We start from the raw sequence: 25,442 nt of genomic DNA on the forward strand, positions 1-25,442 counted from the left end.
AAGTATCATGACTGAATTAAATGAAAAATTCTCTGTAGCATGGCAAGGTTTTAATCAGGGTGACTGGCAGAACGAAGTCAACGTTCGCGACTTCATCCAGAAAAACTATACACCATATGAGGGTGATGAATCTTTCCTGGCAGGTTCAACCCAAGCAACTGATGCCCTGTGGGAAAAAGTCATGGAAGGTATCAAAATCGAAAACCGTACTCACGCTCCGGTTGATTTTGATACTGATATTGCTGCTACCATTACCTCCCATGATGCTGGTTACATTGAAAAAGATCTGGAAACTATCGTTGGCCTGCAAACTGAAGCCCCGCTGAAACGCGCCCTGATCCCATTTGGCGGCATCAAAATGGTGGAAGGGTCATGTAAAGTTTACGGCCGTGAACTCGATCCTAAACTGAAACAAATTTTCACTGAATATCGCAAGACACATAACCAAGGCGTGTTCGATGTTTACACTCCAGATATTCTGAAATGCCGGAAATCCGGCGTCTTAACGGGTTTGCCTGATGCCTATGGCCGTGGTCGCATCATTGGTGACTATCGCCGGGTCGCGGTATACGGTATCGACTATCTGCGTGATGATAAATTCGCCCAATTCAACTCATTGCAGGAAAAACTGGAAAACGGTGAAGATCTGGCGATAACCATTCAGTTACGTGAAGAGATTGCCGAACAGCATCGTGCTCTGAATCAAATTAAAGAGATGGCCGCTAAATACGGCCATGATATTTCTGGTCCCGCAACTAATGCTAAAGAAGCGGTACAGTGGACTTACTTTGCTTATCTGGCGGCGGTTAAATCTCAGAATGGTGCCGCTATGTCCTTCGGGCGCGTGTCCAGTTTCCTGGATATCTACATCGAACGGGACCTGAAAGCCGGCAAACTGACAGAAATCGAAGCTCAGGAATTGATCGACCATCTGGTCATGAAACTGCGTATGGTTCGCTTCCTGCGTACACCTGAATATGATGAACTGTTCTCCGGTGATCCAATCTGGGCAACAGAATCTCTGGCCGGAATGGGCGTGGATGGCCGTACTCTGGTGACCAAAAACAGTTTCCGTTTCCTGAACACTTTATACACCATGGGCCCATCGCCCGAACCCAACATGACTATCCTGTGGTCTGAAAAACTGCCTGTGAGTTTCAAAAAGTTCGCCGCAAAAGTTTCCATCGACACCTCATCTTTACAGTATGAGAACGATGATCTGATGCGTCCTGATTTCAATAACGATGACTACGCTATCGCCTGTTGTGTCAGCCCAATGATTGTGGGTAAACAGATGCAATTCTTTGGCGCCCGCGCAAATCTGGCGAAAACCATGCTGTACGCAATCAACGGCGGCGTGGATGAAAAGTTAAAAATACAGGTTGGCCCAAAAGAAGAGCCAATGAAAGATGACGTACTGGACTACGATAAAGTGATGGCCCGTATGGATCATTTTATGGATTGGCTGGCAAAACAGTATGTTACCGCACTGAACATCATCCACTATATGCATGATAAATACAGCTACGAAGCGGCATTGATGGCGCTGCATGATCGTGATGTTTACCGTACTATGGCATGTGGTATCGCCGGTCTGTCTGTCGCTGCTGACTCGTTGTCTGCCATTAAGTATGCCAAAGTCTCACCGATCCGTGACGAAGACGGTTTAGCTGTTGACTTCAACATTGAAGGTGAATACCCACAATTCGGCAACAACGATCCACGGGTTGATGATATCGCCTGTGATTTGGTTGAACGCTTCATGAAGAAAATCCAGAAGCTAAATACTTACCGTCACTCCGTGCCTACTCAATCAGTTCTGACCATCACCTCTAACGTGGTATATGGCAAGAAAACCGGCAACACGCCTGATGGACGCCGCGCTGGCGCACCATTTGGCCCCGGAGCTAACCCAATGCATGGCCGTGATCAGAAAGGGGCCGTCGCTTCCCTGACCTCTGTTGCTAAACTGCCATTCGCCTATGCAAAAGATGGTATCTCTTATACTTTCTCTATCGTGCCGAATGCGTTAGGTAAAGATGATGAAGCACGTAAAACTAACCTGGCAAGTCTGATGGATGGTTACTTCCACCACGAAGCAACGATTGAGGGTGGTCAGCACCTGAACGTCAACGTAATGAACCGGGAGATGTTGCTGGATGCAATGGAAGACCCTGAAAAATATCCTCAATTAACTATTCGGGTATCGGGTTATGCCGTGCGGTTCAACTCATTGACGAAAGAACAGCAACGGGATGTGATCACCCGTACTTTCACGCAATCTATGTAATCAATCTATGTAATAATGTGTTGCCAAAAGGCCCTGAATTCTGGGGCCTTTATTCATTTATCCCGTCAGTTTTGGAGCAATCCTATTATGTCCGTACTTGGCCGTATTCACTCTTCCGAATCCTGTGGCACTGTTGATGGCCCAGGTATCCGGTTTATCGTCTTTTTTCAGGGCTGTCTGATGCGCTGCCTCTATTGCCATAATCGCGATACATGGGATACCCACGGTGGTAAAGAAGTCACTGTCGAAGAATTGATGAAAGAGGCAACAACCTATCGTCATTTTATGAACGCCTCAGGCGGCGGCGTTACCGCATCGGGTGGTGAAGCCATTCTTCAAGCTGAATTTGTACGTGACTGGTTTAGAGCCTGTCATGCCGAAGGCATTCATACCTGTCTTGATACCAATGGATTTGTCCGCCGTTATGATCCGGTTATTGATGAACTGATGGACGCGACTGATCTTGTTATGCTTGATTTAAAACAGATCAATGATGAAATCCACCAAAAGCTGGTGGGTGTTTCAAATCATCGCACTTTGGAGTTTGCCCGTTATCTCGCTAAACGTCATCAAAAAACCTGGATTCGTTACGTTGTTGTTCCAGGCTGGTCCGATGATGATGGATCCGCTCATATGCTGGGCGAATTTACCAGTGATATGAAAAATATTGAGAAAATTGAGCTTCTGCCTTATCACGAACTGGGTAAGCATAAATGGATTACCCTAGGTGAGGAATATAAGCTGGAAGGTGTTAAACCGCCGGCAAAAGAGACAATGGACAGAGTGAAAGGTATTCTGGAAAGCTATGGGCATAAGGTTGTGTATTAATTAAATACTTAACTTCTATCTCTGAAATAATTATTACCTCAGGAAATTATATACCCTATGGATTTCAAGATGCATCGCGACGGCAAGAGAGCGAATCCCCGGGAGCATAGCGAACTATGTGACCGGGATGAGCGAGTGCAGCCAACAAAGAGGCAACTTGAAAGATAACGGGTATATTTAAGCAATTAAAGAGAATGCCATATTAACATATGTTTTAAACGGTGTAGGTATAGTTGCCGGTGTCGTTCAGGTTGTTGCGGGATATTTCTATAAGGGATATTTACGCCAAGGATACGAAAAAGGATTTGAATCATTAGGATTTGACAAAAAAACAGGTAATCTCGTTTATGGTGGCGTTGATATAGCTCTATCTGGCTATGGATTATTAAGAAACATCCTAAAACCAGAAATTTCATCTGTAAGATTCTATTTACAAATAATTACCTTATTACAACATGAATTGTTTATATACCTATTAATAGCAATCAATTCACTAAACATCTAAACAAATTAAAGAAGTAATTTTATAGGCAATACTTACATCCTAATTTCTCCGTAAGACAAGAATACATTCAGGAAATAACCAAAGAACTGCTACTTATATTCCCAGGCTAACGCTCCTGCGTCTAAAACACGTTTAAAAAAATATCCTTAGTAGGCGAAAATAAATATTGACTTATGATTTGCATGGTATATTTTTGGTACTCTGCATTAATTAAGATCAAGTTAAATTTCAAAGAAACAGGTTGTTTGTCATGGACACTTTAGATGAATTCTACGAAAGAAACTCTTGGGCCAGAGGATACTTTGATAATAGTACTAATGAAGAAAGGAAACTTCTAAAAATTCAGATGGATAAACAAAATGAGTTGATGGTACTCATGGATAGAGTTGCCAATAAATATATGAAATGGAGCCTGGCTAAGGACCATTTTATCCATGAAGTTATTGCTTACTCTGAAGATATCACTGCAAAGATAAATACGGGGGAACTTTCGATCTCTGAGGCAATAGCGTCATTAGATGAAGAAATGCGATCGTTAGAAAAACAGGATGTAATGCTTTCTCAAAAGAGCGTAAGGCAAGCGATCGTTGTAAAGAAAAAAGTGATCGATGAAAGTGCTAAAAGCAAGAAAGATGAAACAATCAATTTGATTATCTCATGGATTGGATTTGTGTCTGGAAGTATACAACTCATTGGCGGGTTTATTGCTATTGATACCGGTATTGGAGTAGTACCTGGAGCACTATTAATGGCTCATGGCCTTAATAACATCGTTGAAAGTGGGCATTATATCCTTTATCGTGAGAGCTATACTGGCCCAGTTAAATTTGTCTATGAAGGGGTTGGAGAAAAAGTGTTTGGAATGGACAAACGCGATGCAGATATAGTGTTTACATCGGTTGATGTTGGTATATCTATTAATGGATTCCTTGGTTACAAGCTTGAACCAGATAGTCAAAGATTATATCGGTATATGAATGCTGACCTGCTTGTTGGTTTAAAGCGACGAGGCATAGAAACGATGAATTACAAAGAGATAGCCTTAGAAATCACTGGTGACGTGAATACCATTTATGGACAATATAGATCATATTGAGGACAGAATAGAATGGTAGACTATTTATACATTACTTTTTCTTTACTCGCACTTTATCCTCTGTATCTAGCTTTTAAAAAACTTTTAACCCCCTATGATGTTTACATTAATTTTTCAGCAGTATTACTAATGATAACATCTAACCTTTTCCATCTACATGTTTTCTATACTAGCCGAATTCCATTTTTTGGTGTATCTATATCGGATGGTGACTTCATGCTATACGCTTCTTTTACACTATGTTGGTTGTGTACGATTACATGCATGATCGCACACAGCAGACATTACAGGAAAAACAAATGGTGATTTATAGATAAATAAATTCACTATCGTCGGATCAACTACATTAAAGATATAAGCAATTTTCTATCTTACATTTTATTTTCTTTGATTATAATGATTCATTTGTATTTTTCTCAAAGTGGCTTCTACAATCTAACAATTATTACTGCAATTTTTCCGATGGATTAGTTGTACTTGTTTATATAGAATTCTAATATGTACGTCTTTAATTTTTACCATATTCCAATTATCAATATAGATATTGATATTGATATTGATATTGATGATCCATTGCAATTTACATCCTTAATTCTTGCCCCACTTTTCTGTATTCCATATTGGGTTGCACATAAGAGATTTGATAGGAAAAACAGCTGATTTTTTCAGGTAAAATAAAACTATTTTACCTGAAAATAAATTAATAAATGCGATCATCCCAAATACTATAAGCACTAGTCCCTGCTATATGATGAGTCCATGTGATACTCTTATATCGCAAAGAGATTGTTTCTTGCGACTGTGAGCCTGCATGTGTTATCGAATGAGGATGATAAACAGCTAAATCAGTTATCGTCGCATCAATCACTTTTATGGTGTAATACAACTCCTGAATGCCGGATTGATTCGTTCTACAAATATCAAAGAAAGCATCTAATATTTCATTATCTGAAATCGCTACCCCCAAAAGCGGTGACGACTTATCAACAGGTTTTTTAAATGTTATAGGATGGTGATTAACATTTTGATCCCGGGTTAGAGAATGAGTGAGATTATATACGAATATCTTATCTATGTGATCTAGTTGACCTTTATTCCCTATTGAGTCTATAGATGAACAGCCTGCCGATATCAATCCCTGCTTACGGCCTCTCAACGTTAAATAAATTAAGTCTGACATATACACTCCTTCTTAGTGTTAAAATACCGACGACTTACTATTAATACGAGATTTCATTCTACATAAAAAAATCCAAAACAGAATTAAAATTTCTGATTTCAGGGATATATTTCAATTAAACTCACCCCTTAAATAACACTGAAACACTTTGTTACAATTATTTTCAATTTGATACAATTAGAAACACTTAGCAACATATTGAATTTGAATTGACCAACATTCTTGGCTTATTTATTATAATTAGCACTTGTCGATTAACGAAATTAATATAATATATATTCAGATTTCTCAAATAGTGATATCTTTTCAAATGAAGACAGGAAAAAGCTATTTAACCTATTATTAACTAACAGATAAACTGGAAAAATTCATGAATAATCAAGATTTAAGTTCTAATCCCAACATACCTGACAATAAAGAAGTGTTTATTCCTGGTGGTCAGTCCCTTGATGGGGAAAATGGAATAAAATGGATTGGTCAGGCATGGAATCTCGTCAAAAACAAATTAGGCATGTGGGTACTGCTCAATATTATCTATCTGGCTATTATTATGGGTCTCCAGATGATTCCTCTTCTTGGGTTGTTCGCTGGAGTTTTAGGCCCAATATTTATTGGCGGTATTATTGCAGTGTGTGAAAAACAGAGTACTACCGGGCAATTTGAGCTAGGGCTGTTATTCAGTGGATTTCAGAAAAATTTTACATCACTGCTTTGCGTTGGTGCTTTATCATTTGGCATTATAATCCTTGGCATAATCGCAACACTCATTGTCGGCGGTAGTACAATGATTCATACCTTATTATCCAGCCAACAAGGGAACATCTCAGCCGAAATGCTCCAACATAGCCTATCTACGCTATTTCTCAGTACCTTTGTTATATTTATCTTCTACATCGTTGCTCTCGCTTTAACCTGGTTTGCACCAGCATTAATCATTATCCATAATTTGAAATTCGGTGCTGCCATGTCAATGAGCCTGGAAGCCGTGAAAAAGAATTTGTTACCAGGTTTCCTATTCTTCATGGCTATCGGCTTAATTTTCATGATCTCCGCAATTCCTTTAGGTTTAGGCCTCTTAATCTCTATGCCACTATTTTTGGCTAGCTATTACTCCTCTTATCGCAGCATTTTCATCGGTAAGGAGAAATCATCTACTTTAATTGGCTAAAAGACACATCTACTATTTGCTGAAAAAAGTTATTTTTATTTTCAGCAAATTAATAAATATGATAACGATAAAAATAAGTAATCAAAACCCCTTAACCAAATATTACATATGCACCAAACAGCCACGTTCCATAAGTATGAAAACGCCATAGGGTACTTCTGAAAAACTATTCCATCTGAGATCAAGTTTTTTAAGATTATGTAAATCAATAAAACTATCAGGTAAAGTAGATAGATTATTAGCTCGTAAATCCAAAGTCGTAAGTTCACTCAGTAACCAAATGAGTCAGGCAATTCATTAAGTCTATTAAACCTAAAATTCAACTCTCTAAGTGAAGTGATATTACCAAAATCTAATGGAATATCTGAAATAAAATTATTTGATACATCCATTACGGTTAATGATTTCATAAGACTCATTTCATCAGGCAACAATCTGATATGGTTGTTCATAAGATGAATTTCATGAAGATTCGATAAGTGTGAAATTTTTTCATCTATATGGATAACTTTATTATTATATAATCGCAATTCAACTAAAGAATTAACTTTAAAAACCACATCTGGAATTTTCCCCAATAAATTATCCGTAAGATAAATGATATTTCTTAGTTTATAAAAACTTTCAGGAATTAATGATATATTGTTATCGCTGATATATAAATATTGCAAGGATTCTAGATCACCTATCCCATCTGGTAAGTTATCTATTTCATTGTGACCGAGATCCAGCATCCTTAATGAATAAAGCTTACAAATCGATTCAGGAATTATCTTTAATTTATTGCATGACATATTAAGAACCTGCAAATTTTTGTGATTGCAAATAACATCAGGAAATACATTAATGTTATTGTTATAAAAACTTGCTGTTCTTAATCCCCCTCCTGATAACATCTTTTCGTCAATAATACTCAATTTAAAACTATCCTGATTCAAATATATAATTTCAGAATCGTCATAAAGCTCATTTAGATGTTGATGTAGTAGCATAAATATCTTCTTCCTATACTTAGCCAATATTACATTCAGAGATACTATTACATAGCCTATGAATTTAAATTTCTTCTTCCTGAAAATATCTTATTGCACATCCTAAAGGCTCTAAGTCTGACATATACTATCATTATTTGGCGTTAAAATATTAATTATTATTGATATTCAGATTCATTCTACAGAAAAAATATGATGAATTAAGAATATTCTGATTTTAGAAAGCATATATAAACTAGAATTATCTCTTCATATTATACACCATGGTCGTTTTTCTAGAGCCAACCAAATAACAATTACGATAATTTTTTAACTTACTGAAATATAAATAATAACTTAACCATTAGATGACTTTGAAACACTTTATTACATTTATTTTCAATTTAATACAATTAGAAATACTTAGCAATATATTAAATGGCTTTTTACCTATATCCTCGGCTTATTGCTTGTGTTTTATACTTATTGATTGTTAAAATTAATATACGGTGCTTGCCTGCTTTCTCAAGCTAGTCTATATATTTTGAGATGAAGTCAGAAACAAGCGTTCAAATAGGCCAACAGATAAATTTGGAAAGTACATGGATAATCAAAACTTGAACTTTAATTCCGACGTTATACCCGACAATCAGGAGGTATTTATTCCTGGTGGTCAGTCCCTCCGTGGCGTAGAAGGCGTGGAATGGATTGGTCAGGCATGGAGTCTCGTCAAAAATAAATTGGGTATGTGGATATTACTCAGTAGTATCTACCTTGCCATTATAGCCATCCCACAGTTTATTCCTTTTCTTTCGATATTTGCTGAAATTTTAAGGCCGGTATTTCTTGGCGGTATTATTGCCGTGTGCGAAAAACAAAGAACTACCGGAGAATTCAAACTAAGCCTGCTATTCAACGGATTTCAGAAAAACTTTGCATCATTGCTTGGCGTTGGTATTTTATCATTCAGCATCATGCTCCTTAGTGCTATTGCAATGCTTATTATTGGCGGTAATGCAATGATCCATATCCTGTCAGCAGCCCAATACGGTGAATTTTCAGCTGGAATGCTCGAACATAATCTACCTGCATTACTTCTTGGCGTCTTTACTCTGATAATTTTCTCCTTCATTACTACCGCTTTAACCTGGTTTGCACCGGCATTAATCATTATCCATAATTTGAAACTCGGTGCTGCTGTATCAATGAGCTTGGAAGCTGTGAAAAAGAATTTATTACCTGGCTTCTTGTTCTTTAATATCATTGGGGTAATTTTCACAATTTCCATCATTACTTTGGGTTTAGGTATTTTCGTCGCTATACCAATATTTTTAGTTAGTTATTACTCATCTTATCGCAGCATTTTTATCAGTGAGGAAAAATCGTCTACCTTGCTCGTGTAACGCACCTTATCCTATTAGGTGAAATTTTCCATTTCATAGACTGTTGTTCTGCGTACAGAATCTGAAACCAGACTCAGTGAGCAGAAACAACAAGTCTTGCCGCCTTGAAATCCATTATCCCTCTATGCCGTATATTCATTGGGTATTAATATCCCGGTTATGCTCTGTCCCACATTCCAAACATTTCCAATGACGGACAAGTTATATCGTATACGCAGGTTGCATAACTCTAACTTGAGCGTGAAGAGAAAATTTGATTAAGAGATTAACTAAGTAACTAATTTATTCTACGTCCATTTTGAACATTTCGACACAATTCATATGATTGAATAAAATCAGCCAAATAATATTTCGACCATCTCAAATTATCTGAGATATAAGCATTAATTAGACTATATAAAAGACAGTAATATATTACATGAACGACTTAGCTATTTAAGTTATATTTGGAATATTTTTATACAATTAAAAATATTCAGCTATGTATTACATAGAAATACACCAATACTTTTGGCTTATTACTCCTATTTAGTACTTGTTGATTAATAAAATTAATATAATATACCTGCCGGCTTTCTCCAGCTACTGGAACTCCTGAAGTACAGACAGAAAAAGCTATTTAATATAAATCAACAATTAAATTGGAAAAATACATGGATAATAAAAACCTAAGTTTTAATCCCCAAGCAACATCTGGCAATCAGGAGGTGTTTATTCCTGGTGGTCAGTCACTCGATGGGGAAAATGGGATAAAATGGATTGGTCAGGCATGGAATCTCGTCAAAAGTAAATTGGGTATGTGGATACTGCTTAACATTGTCTATTTAACTATTGTGTCTGTTCTCCAGTTTATTCCTCTCCTTGGGATATTTGCCGGGATTCTGAACCCAGTATTTCTTGGTGGTATTATTGCCCTGTGTGAGAAGCAAAGAACTACCGGAAAATTTGAGCTAGGGCTGTTGTTCAATGGATTCCAGAAAAATTTTGCCGCGCTGCTTGGCGTTGGTGCTTTGTCATTTGGTATTATGCTCCTTGGTATTATCGCAATGCTTATAATCGGCGGTAGTGGAATGATGAACATCCTATTAGCCAGCCAATATAGTGAGCCTTCAGTTGATATATTCCAAAATGGTGTGTCCTCGTTATTTCTTGGAGCCGTTGTTCTGATAATCTTCTGCATCATTACTGCTGCTTTAACCTGGTTTGCACCCGCCTTAATCGTTCTCCATAATTTGAAATTTGGTGCCGCCATATCAATGAGTTTAGAAGCAGTGAAAAAGAATTTACTGTCTGGTTTATTATTCTTTACCATGATGACAATCATATTCATAATCTCTATAATTCCTTTCGGCTTAGGTCTTTTAATCTCTATGCCGTTAATTTTGGCTAGTTATTATTCATCTTACCGCAGCATTTTTATCGGTAAGGAGAAATTATCCACTTTAGTTAGCTAAAAGATACATCTATTTTTTACCAAATCCAGTAATTTGATTTTCAGTAAATGAGTAAATAATAGAAATGTAAAAGAACACCTCCTTAGAAGGTAATGCTGTTCGGTTAAGATACCTTGAACAGCTCCGCATCTTTGAAATAATTCAGAGAATCCCCTCTTCTCTGGATTATTTTATGCTCCAGCAGGATATTGAACTGGTCATTGAGGTACTGGGCTCTCCTTTTTCCGGTACGAAATTGATCCTTTGTTGAAATGGAAATAACCATACGAAATTCAAAAATCAGTGATTATATCCATTATTACCAGCCCGTTATCATAAACGGGCTGTTAGTTGTCATTAATCAAATTGATGCTGATTCAAAGCATGTTGTGCATGAGCCGCTTGAAGATAGTTGTGGATCATTTCAATGACTTTTTCATCAGATATTTTTTTGCCATTGGCTTTCAATGTTCCCCCAAAGCTATAAAAGATACGGCGTTTTTTCTTCTTCAATTTACCTCCGCCTAATCGCTTTTTAGGCGTCATATCTGGCAGAGTGGCATTGTCTGCCAGCTCCAGTGTTAATGTACTGACTTTAAAGAAAAAAGAATCAAACGTCATGTAATTGAAATCAATAATATTATGCAGAGGATAAGGTGTCTGAAAATCAGGGCCACTGATTTTTGTTGGCTCCAAAATTATCATGCTGTTTTTACAGCGTTTATAGATGATAATTGCAAATAACAAACAAAGTAAGTTCACTAAGATAATTACAGAGGAGATTGAAAGTATTCCCAATATATTCTCTGAATGAGTTCCTTCTATAATGAAAGACAAAAGGAATCCACTGCCCACAATAACCATGAAGGTAAGAGTCAGAATAAACATAAGATTACGTTTACTGGATACGGTCAATGTGGTGGCTTCAGATGACACCGCCACCTGCTCCTCCCAAATTTGTTTCTGCTCTTGATAATACTCGCCAATTTCACCTGACAGGTTTTGCGTCAGTTCCATCGAAAGCGCTTTAGCATCGGCAAACAGATCATCAATATTATCGTAATATCCTGCTTCAACCGGACGCGAAGCATAATCCAGCAATTCCTGATCTATTGGTTGCTCTAGTGCTTCAATACGTGATTTGGTTGTTGGATGGGTATCCGTTGGGTGAGTAAACTCATTTTCCAAGAACTGACCTGCATCAGGAATGCCGTTTTCGCGCAGGTTATCAATAATGACAGGCAACAAATCATCGGCTTTCAATGTACCTTCAAACAACGCTGACAATTGCTTGTTAACTGCCTCGCTCACCGCAGAAATACGTAGCAGAGAGCTAGAAATAGCTTGAGTACTACTCAATCTGGCACCCACAGCATCAGCGGCATATTCACGGATACGGCTCCAATGATTAACCGCAAAATCAAACTGTTGGATGAAGAAGATACCCAAATAAATGGAAGGACTCATAACCAAACGGCTATAGTAATCTTCTCCATCCTTGACGTTACTGATCATCACATCAATGCTGCGGCTCATGCCTGCATAGATCGGTGAAAAATGGAGACTGTAGGTGGTATCTTCACCAGTAAAATGCCCTAATTCATGGCCGATCACCGCAGCGGATTCTTCACGGCTCAACAATGCTCCGTAGATTAGCGGGAAGTATAAGGTACGACCTTCAAGCACCTGTTCATTGTTGATGCAGACAGGGTAGGAAGTTACAAAGAAACATTCCGTCAAACCGACAACAATATTGTCTGGTGGCGCTGTACCGACTTGTTCAGCTAATTCATTGATCCATTGCCATAGGCCGGGTGCTTCCTCTAGAGTCACGGGTTTTCCCATCAAATGGGAAGCTGAAGGGGAAAACATAGCAAAACAGTGTTTGAGTTTCGCAATACCCTTAATAATGCACCACAGGATTGCCAATGCTGCCATACCTGCAATAGCAACAATTTTTACCCCGCCACCCCTCATTTCAAAATTATTAATAAACCAAAGTATTTCATAGCTGATCAGGGAAAAAATACTGAGGCCAATCAATGTCATCTGCCCAACAAGAATAAAGGGTAGTAACCGACGACAGCGATCAAATACCTTCAATAATTCATCACGGGATTTGCGGGCCACAATACCACTGCGCATACACAATAAGATCGCGGATCCGCCTAACAACAGTGATAATACACCACCGCCAATCGTTCCTAGATCCAGAATTGATTGAAACTCATTGAATGTGACTTCTTCGCTGCTAAGTATCTCATTTGTTTTATTAAGGATTTGATTGGCGGTAAAAGAAGTGCCGTTGATTTCCATTGTAACGTTGGGATCGGTTTTCAACAACTGTGTCGCTTCGGCATGTAAAAATTTGATACCGTTGAGGGCTTCAGTCAGTTCACTGGTTCGGTAATATTGCCAACCACCATAACAGCTTAATATTAATGGCAGAACAAGTAACCAAAGGAAGAGTCTATTACGCATTGAATATATCCTGTTTATACTCTTATTGACGTTATATTATTTGCTTTTTTTTAAGCATAAATTATAAGGTCTTGTTTCATAAAAATAAATTTTATTGCTCTGTTTGAAACAGAGTTAAATTGAATTCTGTTGAATGATATGGAATACGACTCTTAATTCAGAAATGAGATCATGATTAAAAGTCGCAATATTATATTCCTAAATATCCCAAGTTGTCATTCTACTTTGAATGGTAATTTATTCTTGGAGTAAAGGTAACTAAGTCTATTTTCTTACTGTTTATATTAATGAATATCTGAAATGGGGATAATCTACTATCCCCAGTATCATAAAACTAATGGCCTGTTATTATCCATTTCTTTGACAACCAAGAAAAAATCAGCCCAGATATCGCGCCAAAAATATGTCCTTCCGTTGAAATATCCTCTTGCCACGGTAACAGGCCAAATACGATCCCACCGTAGTACACAAATACCAGAATCGCAAAGAAGAAATCTTTTGTTCTTCTCAGGAAAAAGGCGTTAGCCAGCAGTAATCCCCATAGGCCAAAAATCCATCCACTGGCACCAATATGAATAGCAGTGCGTCCAAATAACCAGACTAATGTTCCTTCCACAAAGATAATAAACAGGCTGGCTAGTACATAATAACGAATGGAGTGTGTCATAAGTAACGCACTCAGTACTAATAATGCGGGGAGATTGCTAAACAAGTGCTCCCAGTTACTATGTAGGAATGGAGACAGTGGAATGCCAATTAATCCTTGAGCATATCGGGGAATAATACCGAAATGATTTAGTGCGCCACCGGTTAAAGTATCAAGCAATTGGGTTATGATCAGTATTACTGCTAATCCTATTAGAATACGAAGGTGTTGTTTTAGTCCTATTTTCACTGGGTTGTTGCCTTATAATTTATTGTAAATCAAAACGAATTTTGCTTTCAAATAAAGGTGTTATGATCAAAGTTGGCACCACCATATCCTGAAAGTTTGGAATTTAACAATTTTGATGTGAGAGCTAAATTCGATTCTGGCACAATAAATTTGATTTGGTCATTAAAAAAATTATATATCAAATTGATAATTTATTAGAGTTGTATCCTTTATGTCAATAAAATTAAACTTTTGTTTTTTTGTTACCACCAAGTAATTAGATGATTTAACTTAAGGAATGCTACAGATCACAATACTATAATGTAATTTTATTCACTCTGGGATAATTCCTCTTTAGGAGGTGGTTTAAGGTTGAAAATAAAAAAGCGCCAATTTGGCGCTTTTCATTAACACAATAATAATCAACCGATATATTCTAAACCGCCCATATATGGACGTAATACTGCTGGAATTTCAATGCGGCCATCGGCTTGCTGATAGTTTTCCATGACAGCAACCAAAGTACGGCCAACAGCCAAACCAGAACCATTCAGGGTATGAAGCAGTTGAGTCTTCTTATCGTCTTTGCCACGGAAACGCGCCTGCATACGGCGAGTCTGGAAATCCCACATGTTAGAACAGGAAGAGATTTCACGGTAAGTATTCTGAGCTGGTAACCACACTTCCAGATCGTAAGTTTTACATGCACTAAAGCCCATATCACCCGTACACAGTAAGACCTTACGATAAGGGAGGTTCAGTAATTGCAACACCTTCTCTGCATGACCGGTCAGCTCTTCAAGCGCATTCATTGATTCGTCAGGATGAACAATCTGGACCAATTCAACCTTGTCAAACTGGTGCATCCGGATCAGGCCACGGGTATCACGGCCATAAGAACCCGCTTCTGAACGGAAGCACGGTGTATGAGCCGTCATTTTCAGTGGCAATTCACTTTCATCCAGAATCTCACCACGAACCAAGTTCGTTACCGGTACTTCAGCCGTCGGGATCAGCGCGTAATGGCTCGCTGCTTCCTCTTCCAAAGGCTTAGTATGGAAAAGATCTTCACCAAATTTCGGCAACTGCCCCGTACCATATAAGGTGTCATGGTTAACCAGATAAGGAACATAAGTTTCCAGATAACCATGCTGCTCGGTGTGAAGGTTCAGCATAAATTGCGCCAAAGCACGATGCAGACGGGCAATCTGCCCTTTCATCACCACAAAGCGCGAACCGGTCAGTTTAACAGCAGCGGCAAAATCCAAGCCATTCGCCAGTTCACCTAATGAAACATGATCTTTGATTTCAAAATCATATTTATGTGGTTCACCCCAGCGGCTCACTTCCAGATTATCATTCTCATCTTTACCTATTGGTGCAGAGTCGTCTGGCGTGTTAGGAATACTTAACACCAAATCGCGGATCTCAGCCTGAAGTTTTTCCAGTTCGGATTTCGCTGTATCCAACTTCTCACCTAACTGGTTCACTTCCTGACGTAATGGATCAATATCTTCACCACGGGCTTTTGCCGCACCAATAGTTTTCGATCGGGAATTACGTTCTGCTTGCAGGGTTTCAGTTTCAACTTGTAAAACTTTGCGGCGCTCTTCTTGTTTACGCAGCGTATCCACGTCAAGGGTGTAGCCCCTGCGAGCCAGTTTTTCGGCGACTGCGTCTAGCTCATTACGCAGTATGTTTGGATCGAGCATGCTTGTCCTATGCTTGTCGTTATTAAGTTAGATGATGTGAATAGACCCACAAGTTTATGGGCCATAAGATATTTTTACCCGTCAACCTTACCGCAACAGCAACATCAGCGATAGCGTTTTATCGGGCTATTTTGATCCTGTTCAGCAAGCCAGGCGAGTTTATCGCCTATTTTTCCTTCCAAACCTCTATTAGCCGGCTGATAATAGCGGGTTTCCCGCATTTCAGACGGAAAATAAACTTCACCGGCAGCGTAGGCGTTAGGTTCGTCATGAGCATAGCGATATTCTTCACCAAGCCCCATCTCTTTCATCAATTTTGTCGGCGCATTACGCAAATGTGCAGGGACATCATAGTCAGGCTTTTCCCTTGCATCAGCCAGCGCTGCTTTAAACGCGGTATAAACAGCATTGCTTTTCGGCGCACAGGCAAGATAAACAATCGCCTGAGCAATCGCCCTTTCACCTTCCGCTGGCCCAACTCGGGTAAAACAATCCCATGCAGCAATGGCGACCTGCATTCCCCTGGGATCCGCATTGCCAACATCTTCCGAAGCAATAGCCAGTAAACGACGGGCAACATATAGCGGATCGCCACCCGCGGTAATAATTCGGGCATACCAGTAAAGCGCAGCGTCAGGCGCAGAACCGCGCACAGATTTATGTAATGCTGAAATTAAATCGTAATAACGATCACCTTTATTATCAAAACGGGCACTACGCTCTCCGCTGACTTCGTTCAATAGTTCTGGAGTCAAAACCCGTTGTCCCTGAGCATTGGTTTCTGCCATATCCGCCATCATTTCCAGCAGATTCAGTGAACGACGGGCATCACCAGAAACCAGCTCTGCAACCATGTGACGGGTGTTTTCCGGTAAAACAATATCCTGACCATAATAACCACGCTCTTTGTCCTTCATGGCTTGATCCAACACCAGCTCAATCTCTTCTATCGTCAATGATTTAAGCAGATAAACCCGCGCCCGTGAAAGTAATGCGGAATTCAGCTCAAAAGAGGGGTTTTCTGTCGTAGCACCAATAAAGGTAATCGTGCCATCTTCAATATGTGGCAGAAAAGCATCCTGTTGGCTTTTGTTAAAACGATGTACTTCATCAACAAACAAAATAGTTCTGCGCCCTGCATTCCGGTTTTGACGCGCTTTTTCAATAGATTCACGTATTTCTTTAATACCGGAAGTGACCGCAGATATGCGTTCAATATCCGCCTTCGCGTAATATCCAATAATTTCAGCTAATGTTGTTTTCCCCGTTCCAGGCGGCCCCCATAAAATCATGGAGTGCAGTTGCCCCGCCCGAATAGCTCTTGGCAATGGTTTTCCTTCAGCCAGTAAATGCTGCTGGCCGATATATTGCTCTAATGTCACCGGCCGCATACGCGCGGCCAGTGGCTGGAATTCATTTTGTGAAAAATCGAGTGACAGGTTGCTCACTTAAAACCTCACTGGCGCTGATCATCCAGCGTGACGCCTTTCGGTAGCGTAAAACTGAACTTTGCCGCATCCACATGGGTATTTTGCTGCCCTTTTAATTGATAGACACTTTTTTGTCCATCCTGCTCAACAGCCGAAAATTTCTGAATAGTGCCATCAGTCGTTACAGTAATAAAAAAACGTTTCAAATTGCCATTGATGTTATTCGGTGTCAGCTCAAAATCATTCCCTTTCTGGCTGATTTTATATTGAGACCAATCTTTAGCATCGTTACGGGTAATAAGCATAAATGGCGTGTTGCCAGTAGCATCTTTCAGCCAGTTAGCCGTTACCTGCTCAACAAACGGATTATAGAACCACAACGTTTTACCATCTGATACCAGAACACTTTCATCAGGTGATGTCATGTGCCAGTTAAACAAGTTTGGGCGTTTAACCCACAATTGCCCTTCACCTTGCTGAATTGTTGCACCATCATCACTGGTTACTGTCTGAGTAAAGCTGGCATGAAAACTATTTACTTTGCCCAAACGTTCCTGCAAATCCAGGCTGGCATTTGCCCATGCGTAATTGATACTCATGCCAGCCATCAAACAACCCATCAATATTAGTTTCTTCATGTAAGAGATACCTTTACTCAGCGTTATTACCCGGTGTATTTGTTATCGGAATTGTCCGAGTTTAAAATTAATTATCCGCGCTCATGTGGCGGTGGTGCCAATACTCCACGATTGCCATTATGGCCTGGAGCACTGACAATCTGCTGTGCTTCCATCTGCTCTACAATCCGCGCAGCACGGTTATAACCAATACGGAACTGACGTTGTACACCAGAAATCGATACCCGCTGTTTTTCAGTAACGAATTCAACAGCCTGATCGAACAAGGCATCCAGTTCTTCATCACTGTCAAGACCTAAGCCACCTTCAGCATCATCACCACCACTGAGGATACTGTCAACATACTCAGGACGACCACGGGCTTTCCAGTCATTAACGACTTCATGAACTTCCTGATCCCGGACAAATGCGCCGTGAACACGCACCGGGATAGAGGAGTTTGGTGCTAAGTAAAGCATGTCCCCCATTCCTAAAAGAGATTCAGCACCACCTTGATCAAGGATCGTGCGGGAATCAATCTTACTGGAAACCGTAAAGGCAATACGGGTTGGAATGTTAGCTTTAATCAGGCCGGTAATAATATCGACAGATGGACGTTGAGTCGCCAAAACCAGATGAATACCGGCAGCCCGGGCTTTCTGCGCCAAGCGAGCAATCAATTCTTCTACTTTTTTGCCAACGGTCATTATCAGATCAGCAAATTCATCTACCATGACAACGACATAAGGCTCTTTTTTCAGCACAGGATGAGTGATATCCATGCTGTCGCCAGGTTTCCAGAATGGATGAGGAATGGGGCGGCCCATCTCTTCCGCCTGTTTAACCTTTTCGTTATAACCAGCCAGATTACGTACACCCAACGCGGACATCAGTTTATAGCGACGTTCCATTTCATTAACACACCAGCGCAGTGCATTCGCTGCGTCTTTCATATCAGTAACAACTTCAGTCAACAGATGCGGAATGCCTTCATAAACCGACAATTCCAGCATTTTCGGGTCAATCATGATAAAGCGGACATCCTCCGGTTTTGCTTTATAGAGAATGCTGAGGATCATGGCGTTGACCCCAACAGATTTACCCGAACCGGTTGTACCCGCCACCAGCAAGTGAGGCATTTTGCCCAAATCAGCGACAACCGGCTGACCACCAATATCTTTACCCAGCACAATTGTCAGTGGCGATGGATTATCGCGGAATTTTTCACAATCCAATACTTCACGCAAATAGACCGTCTGACGTTTTCTATTCGGCAACTCCAGACCAACATAGGGTTTACCGGGAATAACTTCAACAATACGTACCGCTACCGCAGACAAAGAACGCGCTAAGTCTCTTGATAAGTTGGAAATACGTGATGCTTTAACACCGGGAGCCAAATCCAATTCAAACCGGGTAATCACCGGACCTGGCGAGGAACCAACCACATCAGCTTTAACCCGATAATCACTCAGACGTGCTTCAATCAAACGGGAAGTTTGCTCAAGGGCAAACATATCAACTGGTTCCTCTTCTGCCAGCGGGCTGGCTAACAGATCAAGCGAAGGCATTGGCGTCGTTGGTTTTGGTAATGATTGATCATTACGAACCAGAAATGGATGAAACAAGCTATCTTGCTGCGGTTGCTGCGGTTGCTGCGGTTGCTGCGGTTGCTGCGGTTGCTGCGGTTGCTGCGGTTGCTGCGGTTGCTGCGGTTGCTGCGGTTGCTGCGGTTGCTGCGGTTGCTGCGGTTGCTGCGGTTGCTGCACAACATTGTGTACAGGCTCTGGTATAAAAGCAATTTCTGTGGGTCGTTCTGATAAACTTTCCGGCACTGATTGAACAGAAGGCATAAACAGCGGCTCTATCGGCTCTTTTTCAACTAAATCTTCAACCGGTGAGAAATCATTCAATATCGATAAACTTTCCAGCGTAGAGGGCTCTTTTTCCTGCGGGGAACCCTGCACTTGGTAACGCTCTCGTTGCCGCGACGCAACCACCTGTTTAACAACCTCTGTCTGAGCCGGTTCTTCCATTGGAAGCTGATTTTCCGGTTCCGGTTGATTCTGTACTATCTGAGGCTGAGTTGGGGCTTGTTCTTCGATATCCCCAGTAATACGGTAACGCTCATGCTGCTGTTCAAGAAACTGCTGGCGCAACAACTCTTCCTGCTGTTTATCAGACTCAGTATCATCACACTCTATCTGTTGTCTGGCCTCTTCTTCACGCTGTTGCTGTTCTGCAAGACGCTGTGAAGGAACTTTGATGCCATACAATTCACGGCGGGTTGGCAAACGGACTGGGTTAGGACGGGGCAGCTCTGGCCCGATCCCCCGTTTAACCTGAGAGTTGCCTGTGATAACCGTTGCAGAAGCTGCTGCCGCAATATCTTTTTGTGCTGTTTCAGGCGTGAAAGTGCAGGTGTCACTGCTGTCCTGCTCGTTGCCTGCCAGCACAAATTTTGGCGCCGCTTCAACAGCAAGCTCAGATTTAGGTTTAAAATTATATTCAGAAGGAATTTCAAACAGGTAACGAACAGGTTTATCACTGTTTTTTTCATGTTCTTCTGCTAATGACTGAGACCATACGGCGTCATCAGATATACTTACCTGAATTTCAGGTTCAGCATCAATATCAGCCATACCAATGGTTGGAATATCAGATTGATGTTTTTCTTCAACTTCTGCTTTCACTGATTCTGGTTCATCCAGTTCAGCTTTTGCCAATTCCGCGGCTGAAGGTGCTGTAAACAGCACATCATCATGATCAATATCAACCGCTGTAAATTCGGGTTCTGTTTTACCATTGGTGGAATTCTCCGGCTCAATAACCGTTTCACCATATGGGGTATATTCTTGTTCATGACGGCTGCGATTGGTAATAAACCCTATCGCTCCAAGAATCATTGCCCCAGTTTTTTCAGCAATCGTCAACCATGACCAACCAGTAAATAGCGTAAACCCAATTGCCCAAACACACAGTAAGGCCAGCGTCGCACCTAATTCATTAAACCAAGGTAACATCGCACTGCTAAACAAGCTGCCAATAATACCGCCAGAAGCAAAGTAATGGAGATCATCAACATTCAGCGCAGCTAATCCACATGAAGTCAAGACGATTGCCAATGCACCAATAACGCGCAAAGCAAGCACAAAGAAATCGACATATTCTCTGTCATCATGTTGTCTGAAAGCAGTCCAGCAACCCAATATCATTAGTGGCGGGATGGCATAAGCCAGTATGCCAAATGCCGAAAACAGCGTATCGGCCAACCATGCACCAACACCACCACCCAAATTATGGACCGGCTCATGCCACGCAGTCTGAGACCAACTTGGATCAGATGGGTTAAAACTGACGAGTGCGACCATCAGATAAGCCGCTAAGATAACAATGACAAGCAACACAGCTTCCAACAGCCTGCGCCCACTACTAAGTCTCTTCAACCTAATATTTTTATCTTCTGTATATTCCTGGCTCAAGAAAGGCTCTCCAGGTTTCCTGTTGATTTAACGGAACAACGCCGAGATAGCTCAGCGTTGAAACTGTATGCATAAACAGGAGTGTACCTAAGTTCTTCCAGTTTTGCACCTGTACATTTTTTTTGGCAGGATTTCAGCGAGTCTTAATGACCAAACGGTTACTCTGCTTCACTTCTTCCATCACAACATATGTGCGGGTGTCATTAACACCTGGCAAACGCAGCAAAGTTTCGCCCAGTAACTTACGATACGCTGACATATCGGGTACACGGGTTTTCAATAAGTAATCGAAATCACCGGAAACCAAATGACATTCCTGAATCTCTTCCAATTTCTGCACAGCAGCATTGAATTGTTCAAAAACATCTGGTGCACCACGGTTTAGGGTGATTTCAACAAACACCAGCAACGATGCATCCAGATAATGAGGATTCAACAATGCGGTGTAGCCAGTAATAAACCCTTGACGCTCCAAGCGACGCACACGCTCCAAGCAAGGAGTCGGCGACAATCCTACCCGTTTAGACAGTTCTACGTTAGAAATTCGACCATCTTTCTGCAACTCATTGAGGATATTACGATCTATACGATCAAGATCTTTTCCCGGACGTTTTTTATTATCTATCATCTTTTGATCTCTCTTTATTTTCCTACACCCATAACATTTTCCCCTATCTCTCTTTGAGTTTGAGCTGGAAAAGATGTCTTAAAGTTAAAGCCTCGCTCTATCAGAGTAAAGCAGCTCACAGGCCATTTTCTTCGTGCTGCACAGAGAGGATTATCCGCATATCGATTTGTCGATTTTTATGGAAACGAATTTAGCGAGGTGGATAATTATCTCTTACAGTGATGTTTTCGCAAATGCACAGCCGATTGTCAAAGTAAATGAGCAAAAATCAGAACAACCTGTGGAACAAATTTTCAGTTAATCGTTTCGATAGCTTACCATTGATTAAAAGTGAGCAAATGAAATACAAACAGCACTAAAAGAACACTTTTCTCAGGTTAAAGTCATTGCCAGTTAATATCTATCGGTAAAATCGTTAGTAACATGAGTCTTTTAGCTTTTTTTACCCTCCTATTTCTCCTACAATCGCTCAATATACGATATGCGATAAATGGAAATGAGGTATTCATGAGCACCGCCAAACACCATAAACTCATTATTCTTGGCTCCGGCCCGGCAGGCTATACGGCCGCAGTTTATGCTGCCCGGGCAAATTTAAATCCAGTTCTTATTACCGGAGTTGAAAAAGGCGGTCAGTTGACTACAACCACGGAAGTCGAAAACTGGCCCGGTGATCCTGAAGGTCTGACCGGCCCAGGGTTAATGGAACGTATGCACCAACATGCTGAAAAATTCCAGACCGAAATCATTTTTGACCATATTCAAAAAGTTGACCTGCAAAACCGTCCTTTCCGTCTTTATGGTGATGAACAAGAATATACCTGTGACGCACTGATTATCGCAACAGGCGCTTCTGCACGTTATCTGGATCTGCCTTCCGAAGAAGCGTTCAAAGGCCGTGGTATTTCAGCCTGTGCAACCTGTGATGGCTTTTTTTATCGTAACCAGAAAGTTGCTGTGGTCGGCGGCGGTAATACCGCGGTAGAAGAGGCTTTATATCTGGCAAATATTGCAGCAGAAGTTCACCTGATTCATCGCCGTGATACATTCCGTTCAGAAAAAATCCTGATTGACCGTCTGATGGATAAAGTTAAAAACGGCAATATTGTTCTGCACACTGATCGTACTCTGGATGAAGTGCTCGGTGATGAGATGGGCGTTACAGGTATCCGTCTGCGCGATACCCAAAGCAATACAACAGAAGAATTAGCTGTCACCGGTACATTCATTGCTATCGGCCATACTCCTAACACCGCTATCTTTGCAGGACAATTGGAATTGGAGAATGGTTACATTAAAGTTCAATCCGGTTTACAGGGTAACGCTACTCAAACCTCAATTCCCGGTGTATTCGCCGCCGGTGATGTGATGGACCACACCTATCGCCAGGCAATTACATCCGCCGGTACAGGCTGTATGGCCGCCCTTGATGCAGAACGTTTCCTGGATGGGCTGGCAGCGCAATAAACTCTTTTTCTTTCAAGGCGCTATTCCGGTAGCGCCTTTTCGCATGTAACATATCGGTAGGATGCTGACACTAATCCAGCCTTTTGATAATCAGAATTTTTTCCTATGGACAAAACAAAACAGTATGAATTAGTTCGCTGGTTGAAGCAGCAAAGTGCTCCGGCCCGGCGCTGGCTCCGCCTGTCCATGCTATTTGGCTTAATCAGTGGATTGTTGATCATCACTCAAGCCTGGTTACTGGCCTCAATCCTGCAAGCTTTAATCATGGATAACATTCCCCGCGAGCACATCATGGATAAATTCTGGATGCTGACGACAACTTTCGCTCTGCGGGCAATAATCAGTGTTATCCGGGAACGGATCGGTTTTATTTGTGGCAAAATCGTGCGCCAGAAAATCCGCGCGATGGTATTGGATAAGCTTGAACAACTTGGCCCAGTATGGGTTAAGGGCAAACCGGCAGGTAGCTGGGCCACGATTATTCTTGAGCAGATAGAGGATATGCAAGATTACTACTCTCGCTATCTGCCACAAATGTATCTCGCAGTAATGATCCCTATTCTTATCCTGATCACCCTATTTCCTGTTAACTGGGCTGCCGGGCTGATTTTGTTCGCGACTGCTCCGCTTATCCCCCTGTTTATGGCACTGGTTGGTTTAGGCGCCGCAGATGCCAACCGGCGAAACTTTGTCGCGTTGGGACGGTTAAGCGGTAATTTCCTTGATCGTCTGCGCGGGTTGGAAACGTTGCGCCTGTTTTATCGTGGCAAGGCAGAAGTACAACAAATCAGCGAATCTACTGAAGATTTCCGCCGCAAGACAATGGAAGTTCTGAGAATGGCGTTCCTCTCTTCAGCGGTGCTGGAATTCTTTGCTGCTGTTTCTATTGCCGTCGTTGCCGTCTATTTCGGTTTCTCCTATTTAGGTGAACTTAATTTTGGCAGTTACAGTATGGGCGTGACCCTGTTTGCTGGTTTTCTGGTATTAATCCTCGCCCCGGAATTTTTCCAACCACTGCGTGATCTTGGTACTTATTATCATGCTAAAGCACAGGCGGTTGGCGCAGCCGAATCATTGGTGACTTTGCTAAACAGTGAGGGTGAACATGCACCTACGAGTGGCGATAAAACGCTAAGTAGCCAAAGTTCGCTGACGATAATCGCTAATAATCTGGAAATTCTGGCTCACGATGGCAACCCGCTTGCCGGCCCATTGAATTTTACTATAGAAAAAAATCAACGGGTTGCATTAGTTGGACAAAGCGGAGCAGGTAAAAGCTCACTCTTGAATTTATTGTTAGGGTTCCTGCCCTATCGTGGCTCAATACAAATCAATGGCACTGAGCTGCGTGAGTTAGATCCACAGAAATGGCGTGATCAACTAAGCTGGGTTGGGCAAAACCCACACCTGCCTGAGCAAACTTTGCTTGATAATCTTCGCCTGAACCAATCGAATGCGAATCAACAACAAATCTATCAGGTTATGGAACAGGCATACGTCACCGAATTTGTTAATGATTTACCTGAAGGGCTGAATACCATCATTGGTGATAATGCAGCACGGTTATCTGTCGGCCAGGCCCAGCGTATCGCGGTTGCCCGCGCCTTATTGAAACCTCGCCAATTATTATTACTGGATGAACCTGCCGCCAGCCTGGATGCTCATAGCGAACAACGGGTTATGAAAACACTGAATCAGGCATCTCATCATCAGACGACCCTGTTAGTTACCCACCAACTGGAAGAAACGCTGGAATATGATCAGATCTGGGTTATGGAAAAAGGGTTAATCATTGAACAGGGAGATTACCAGACACTGAGCCAATCTCAAGGGGCATTCGCCCGTCTGTTATCTCATCGGAGTGAGGAGCTTTAGTT

At 41.2% G+C, this 25,442-nt stretch carries 19 protein-coding genes; 9 read left to right on the plus strand and 10 right to left on the minus strand.

Translation table 11 applies throughout. The features are described 5' to 3' along the window. The first annotated feature begins 7 nt into the window (after positions 1-7). From pflB to C5470_RS01895, 4 genes are all read left to right on the plus strand, one after another. Positions 8-2,290 carry a formate C-acetyltransferase gene (gene pflB / locus C5470_RS01880; RefSeq protein WP_166285476.1) on the plus strand — a complete coding sequence of 761 codons (2,283 nt, stop codon included), beginning with the start codon at positions 8-10 and terminating at the stop codon, positions 2,288-2,290. Between the two features lie 87 nt (positions 2,291-2,377). Then, entirely contained in the window at positions 2,378-3,118 is a 741-nt protein-coding gene (gene pflA, locus C5470_RS01885) for a pyruvate formate lyase 1-activating protein (RefSeq protein WP_166285478.1), read from the plus strand. 229 nt (positions 3,119-3,347) lie between these two features. After that, positions 3,348-3,623 carry a DUF4225 domain-containing protein gene (locus tag C5470_RS22620; protein WP_339915806.1) on the plus strand — a complete coding sequence of 92 codons (276 nt, stop codon included), beginning with the start codon at positions 3,348-3,350 and terminating at the stop codon, positions 3,621-3,623. Between the two features lie 250 nt (positions 3,624-3,873). Next, positions 3,874-4,719: a DUF4225 domain-containing protein gene (locus tag C5470_RS01895; RefSeq protein ID WP_166285480.1), complete on the plus strand. Its 846-nt coding sequence runs from the start codon at positions 3,874-3,876 to the stop codon at positions 4,717-4,719. A 700-nt stretch (positions 4,720-5,419) separates the two neighbouring features. Here C5470_RS01895 and C5470_RS01900 read toward each other — a convergent pair. Continuing rightward, the gene (locus C5470_RS01900; RefSeq protein WP_166285482.1) at positions 5,420-5,899 is read right to left on the minus strand and encodes an Hcp family type VI secretion system effector; all 480 of its coding nucleotides are present in this window, start codon (positions 5,897-5,899) and stop codon (positions 5,420-5,422) included. A gap of 370 nt (positions 5,900-6,269) precedes the next feature. Between C5470_RS01900 and C5470_RS01905 the strand changes: the two genes are divergently transcribed. Next, the gene (locus C5470_RS01905) at positions 6,270-7,067 is read left to right on the plus strand and encodes a BPSS1780 family membrane protein (protein ID WP_242687787.1); all 798 of its coding nucleotides are present in this window, start codon (positions 6,270-6,272) and stop codon (positions 7,065-7,067) included. 102 nt (positions 7,068-7,169) lie between these two features. On the opposite strand, the gene C5470_RS23525 is transcribed toward C5470_RS01905, so the two are convergent. Next, the gene (locus C5470_RS23525; protein ID WP_422631044.1) at positions 7,170-7,349 is read right to left on the minus strand and encodes a hypothetical protein; all 180 of its coding nucleotides are present in this window, start codon (positions 7,347-7,349) and stop codon (positions 7,170-7,172) included. After that, a complete protein-coding gene (locus tag C5470_RS01915; RefSeq protein WP_166285486.1) occupies positions 7,337-8,059 on the minus strand; it encodes a leucine-rich repeat domain-containing protein in 723 nt (240 codons plus the stop codon). The genes C5470_RS23525 and C5470_RS01915 overlap by 13 nt, the downstream gene beginning before the upstream one ends. Before the next feature lie 581 nt (positions 8,060-8,640). On the opposite strand from C5470_RS01915, the gene C5470_RS01920 reads away from it, so the two are divergent. Both C5470_RS01920 and C5470_RS01925 read left to right on the plus strand, forming a co-directional pair. Beyond that, entirely contained in the window at positions 8,641-9,441 is an 801-nt protein-coding gene (locus C5470_RS01920; RefSeq protein ID WP_166285488.1) for a BPSS1780 family membrane protein, read from the plus strand. A gap of 653 nt (positions 9,442-10,094) precedes the next feature. Continuing rightward, positions 10,095-10,895, plus strand: coding sequence for a BPSS1780 family membrane protein (locus C5470_RS01925; protein WP_166285490.1), 801 nt, complete (start codon positions 10,095-10,097; stop codon positions 10,893-10,895). Positions 10,896-11,231: 336 nt separating this feature from the next. Here C5470_RS01925 and C5470_RS01930 read toward each other — a convergent pair whose 3' ends face one another. From C5470_RS01930 to lrp, 7 genes are all read right to left on the minus strand, one after another. Further along, the gene (locus tag C5470_RS01930; RefSeq protein ID WP_166285492.1) at positions 11,232-13,355 is read right to left on the minus strand and encodes a M48 family metallopeptidase; all 2,124 of its coding nucleotides are present in this window, start codon (positions 13,353-13,355) and stop codon (positions 11,232-11,234) included. A gap of 334 nt (positions 13,356-13,689) precedes the next feature. Then, complete coding sequence (locus C5470_RS01935; RefSeq protein WP_166285494.1) at positions 13,690-14,250, minus strand: rhomboid family intramembrane serine protease; 561 nt, start codon at positions 14,248-14,250, stop codon at positions 13,690-13,692. Between the two features lie 401 nt (positions 14,251-14,651). Continuing rightward, the gene (gene serS / locus C5470_RS01940; protein WP_036850977.1) at positions 14,652-15,941 is read right to left on the minus strand and encodes a serine--tRNA ligase; all 1,290 of its coding nucleotides are present in this window, start codon (positions 15,939-15,941) and stop codon (positions 14,652-14,654) included. 104 nt (positions 15,942-16,045) lie between these two features. After that, on the minus strand, positions 16,046-17,389 hold the full coding sequence (locus C5470_RS01945) for an AAA family ATPase (RefSeq protein WP_166285496.1): 1,344 nt from the start codon (positions 17,387-17,389) through the stop codon (positions 16,046-16,048). Positions 17,390-17,397: 8 nt separating this feature from the next. Continuing rightward, positions 17,398-18,009, minus strand: a complete 612-nt coding sequence (lolA, locus tag C5470_RS01950; protein ID WP_166285498.1) for an outer membrane lipoprotein periplasmic chaperone LolA — start codon at positions 18,007-18,009, stop codon at positions 17,398-17,400. Between the two features lie 71 nt (positions 18,010-18,080). Further along, positions 18,081-21,470 carry a DNA translocase FtsK 4TM domain-containing protein gene (locus C5470_RS01955; RefSeq protein WP_166285500.1) on the minus strand — a complete coding sequence of 1,130 codons (3,390 nt, stop codon included), beginning with the start codon at positions 21,468-21,470 and terminating at the stop codon, positions 18,081-18,083. A 133-nt stretch (positions 21,471-21,603) separates the two neighbouring features. Further along, a complete protein-coding gene (lrp, locus tag C5470_RS01960; RefSeq protein WP_011145896.1) occupies positions 21,604-22,098 on the minus strand; it encodes a leucine-responsive transcriptional regulator Lrp in 495 nt (164 codons plus the stop codon). Between the two features lie 507 nt (positions 22,099-22,605). On the opposite strand from lrp, the gene trxB reads away from it, so the two are divergent. Next, positions 22,606-23,565: a thioredoxin-disulfide reductase gene (gene trxB, locus C5470_RS01965; protein ID WP_166285502.1), complete on the plus strand. Its 960-nt coding sequence runs from the start codon at positions 22,606-22,608 to the stop codon at positions 23,563-23,565. A gap of 105 nt (positions 23,566-23,670) precedes the next feature. Then, positions 23,671-25,440, plus strand: a complete 1,770-nt coding sequence (cydD, locus tag C5470_RS01970; RefSeq protein ID WP_166285504.1) for a heme ABC transporter permease/ATP-binding protein CydD — start codon at positions 23,671-23,673, stop codon at positions 25,438-25,440. The last annotated feature ends 2 nt before the right edge of the window (positions 25,441-25,442 follow it).

Origin of the sequence: Photorhabdus stackebrandtii (assembly GCF_011189495.1) — a bacterium.
In the GTDB taxonomy this organism is placed as follows: domain Bacteria; phylum Pseudomonadota; class Gammaproteobacteria; order Enterobacterales; family Enterobacteriaceae; genus Photorhabdus; species Photorhabdus khanii.